The organism is Mesorhizobium sp. M4B.F.Ca.ET.089.01.1.1 (assembly GCF_004022605.1).
GTDB lineage: Bacteria > Pseudomonadota > Alphaproteobacteria > Rhizobiales > Rhizobiaceae > Mesorhizobium > Mesorhizobium abyssinicae.
In genome coordinates this window covers 1-2,405 of record NZ_RZOS01000649.1, presented here as the reverse complement: position 1 = coordinate 2,405, position 2,405 = coordinate 1, and the positions used below count along the sequence as shown (strand labels likewise).

Here is a 2,405-nt window from a genome sequence, read left to right as displayed (position 1 = left end):
GTGATGCACAATGGCGAATTGTCGAAACCGCTGCCGATCGCCGAGGCGACCTTCGAGAAGATCGGCCTCTTGATGGGCGGGGCCGAGCCCGGCCACGCCGAACACACGCTGGAGACGGCATGATGCGCCTCGAACTCGTCAAACGCCCGCAGCGCTCGGCGCTGTTTTCGGTGCTGTCGCCCTTCATCGCATTCGCGCTCACGATGGTCGCAGGCGCCATCATGTTCGCGCTGCTCGGCGTCAACCCGCTCAACGCCTTCACGATCTATTTCATCGAGCCGATCAGCCAGGTCTGGCAGCTGCACGAGCTGGCGATCAAGGCGGCTCCGCTGATCCTGATCGCGGTCGGCCTGTCGGTCTGCTACCGGGCCAACATCTGGAACATCGGTGCCGAGGGCCAGTTGATCTTCGGCGCCATCTTCGGCTCCATCATCCCGGTGGTGTTCCCCGGCTTCGAAGGGCCGCTGGTGCTGCCGCTGATGCTTATCCTCGGCATGTTCGGTGGTGCCGCCTACGCCGCCATCCCGGCGCTCCTGAAGACGCGGTTCAGCACCAACGAGATCCTGACCAGCCTGATGCTGGTCTATGTCGCGCAGCTTTTCCTCGACTGGCTGGTGCGCGGTCCCTGGCGCGATCCGCAGGGCCACGGCTTTCCGCAGACCATCCAGTTCGGCGACTCCGCCATTCTGCCGGAGCTGATGCCGGACGCCGGCCGCGCCAATTGGGGCTTCGTCTTCGCCCTGGTCGCTGCCGTGTTGATCTGGCTCTTGATGAGCCGCATGCTGAAGGGCTTCGAGGTCCGTGTGCTGGGCTCCAGCCCGAGGGCAGGGCGCTTCGCCGGCTTCGGCTTCAACCGCATGGTGTTCTTCACCTTCCTCCTGTCGGGGGCGCTCGCCGGACTTGCCGGCATCTCGGAAGTCTCGGGCGCGATCAACCAACTGCAGCCGGTGATATCGCCCGGCTACGGCTTCACCGCCATCATCGTGGCCTTCCTCGGCCGGCTCAATCCGCTGGGCATCATCGCGGCGGGCCTGGTTCTGGCGCTGACCTATCTCGGCGGCGAGGCCGTGCAGAGCGCGCTCGGCATCTCCGACAAGGTGGCGCGCGTCTTCCAGGGCATGCTTTTGTTCTTCGTGCTCGGCTGCGACACGCTCATTCACTACCGCATTCGTCTGATCGGCTTCGCCGCGCCAAAACTCGAGGGCGCGCCCAAGCTGGAGGAGGCACGCTGATGGACATCACCGTCAACATCCTTTTGACCATCGCCACCGCGGCGACCCCGCTGCTCATCGCGGCGATCGGCGAACTGGTGGTTGAGCGCTCCGGCGTCCTCAATCTCGGCGTCGAGGGCATGATGATCATGGGCGCCGTCGGCGGCTTCGGCGCCGGCTACCTGACCGGTTCGCCGTGGATCGGCCTGCTCGCGGCGATCGTCGTGGGTGCGCTGTTCTCGCTGCTCTTTGCCGTCATGACGCTGTCGCTGGCCACCAACCAGGTGGCGACCGGGCTGTCGCTGACGCTGCTCGGCCTCGGCCTCTCCGGCATGATGGGAACGAGCTTCGTCGGCCAGCCCGGCCAGCGCCTGCCCAATCTCGACATTCCCGGCCTGAGCTCGATCCCGGTCGTTGGCAAGCTCATCTTCGGCCAGGATCCGGTCTTCTACATCTCGATCGTGCTGACCGCCGCCGTCATGTGGTTCCTGTTCAGGACCCGCACCGGGCTCACCTTGCGCTCGATCGGCGATAGCCACACTTCGGCGCATGCGCTGGGCATCCAGGTGATCCGCTACCGCTATCTGGCGGTGATCTTCGGCGGCGCCTGCGCCGGCCTTGCCGGTGGACATCTGTCGCTGGTCTACACGCCGCAGTGGGTGGAGAACATGTCCGCCGGGCGCGGCTGGATCGCGCTGGCGCTGGTGGTGTTCGCCTCCTGGCGGCCGTGGCGGGTGCTCGCCGGCGCCTACATCTTCGGCGCGGTGTGGATCGGCCAGCTTCATGCACAGGCTTTTGGCATTCCGATACCGTCGCAGATGCTTTCTTCGTTGCCCTATCTGGCAACCGTCGTGGTTCTCGTTCTAATCTCGCGCAACAAGCGTCTGACGATGATGAACACGCCGGCTTCCTTGGGGCAGCCATTCGTTCCGGATCGTTGACAACAACAAAAAGACGGGAAGCTCCAAGGCTTAACTCAGAGAGGTAACACGATGAAAAAACTGCTTATTGCCCTGATGACCACGACCGCCGCGATTTCGCTGGCGGCGACGGCCGAAGCCGCCGACAAGCTGAAGGCGTGCTGGGTCTATACGGGCCCGATCGGCGACTTCGGCTATTCCTACCAGCACGACCAGGGCCGCCTCGAGGTGGAGAAGGCGCTCGGCGACAAGGTCGAGACCGCCTATCTCGAGA

2 protein-coding genes and 1 pseudogene are annotated in these 2,405 nt (G+C 64.7%); all 3 read left to right on the top strand.

Going from position 1 to position 2,405, the window contains the following annotated elements; genetic code table 11:
- The first annotated feature begins 119 nt into the window (after positions 1-119).
- Positions 120-1,232, top strand: coding sequence for an ABC transporter permease (locus EN780_RS32180; protein WP_127392731.1), 1,113 nt, complete (start codon positions 120-122; stop codon positions 1,230-1,232).
- The gene (locus EN780_RS32175; RefSeq protein ID WP_127282244.1) at positions 1,232-2,152 is read left to right on the top strand and encodes an ABC transporter permease; all 921 of its coding nucleotides are present in this window, start codon (positions 1,232-1,234) and stop codon (positions 2,150-2,152) included. The genes EN780_RS32180 and EN780_RS32175 overlap by 1 nt, the downstream gene beginning before the upstream one ends.
- A gap of 51 nt (positions 2,153-2,203) precedes the next feature.
- Positions 2,204-2,405, top strand: a pseudogene (locus EN780_RS32170) (BMP family ABC transporter substrate-binding protein); the annotation flags it as partial.

What these genes read in the sequence shown, in the direction of transcription:
- EN780_RS32180 (WP_127392731.1), top strand. Translation starts at nt 120, where the DNA reads ATGATGCGCCTCGAACTCGTCAAACGCCCGCAGCGCTCGGCGCTGTTT.
- EN780_RS32175 (WP_127282244.1), top strand. Translation starts at nt 1,232, where the DNA reads ATGGACATCACCGTCAACATCCTTTTGACCATCGCCACCGCGGCGACC.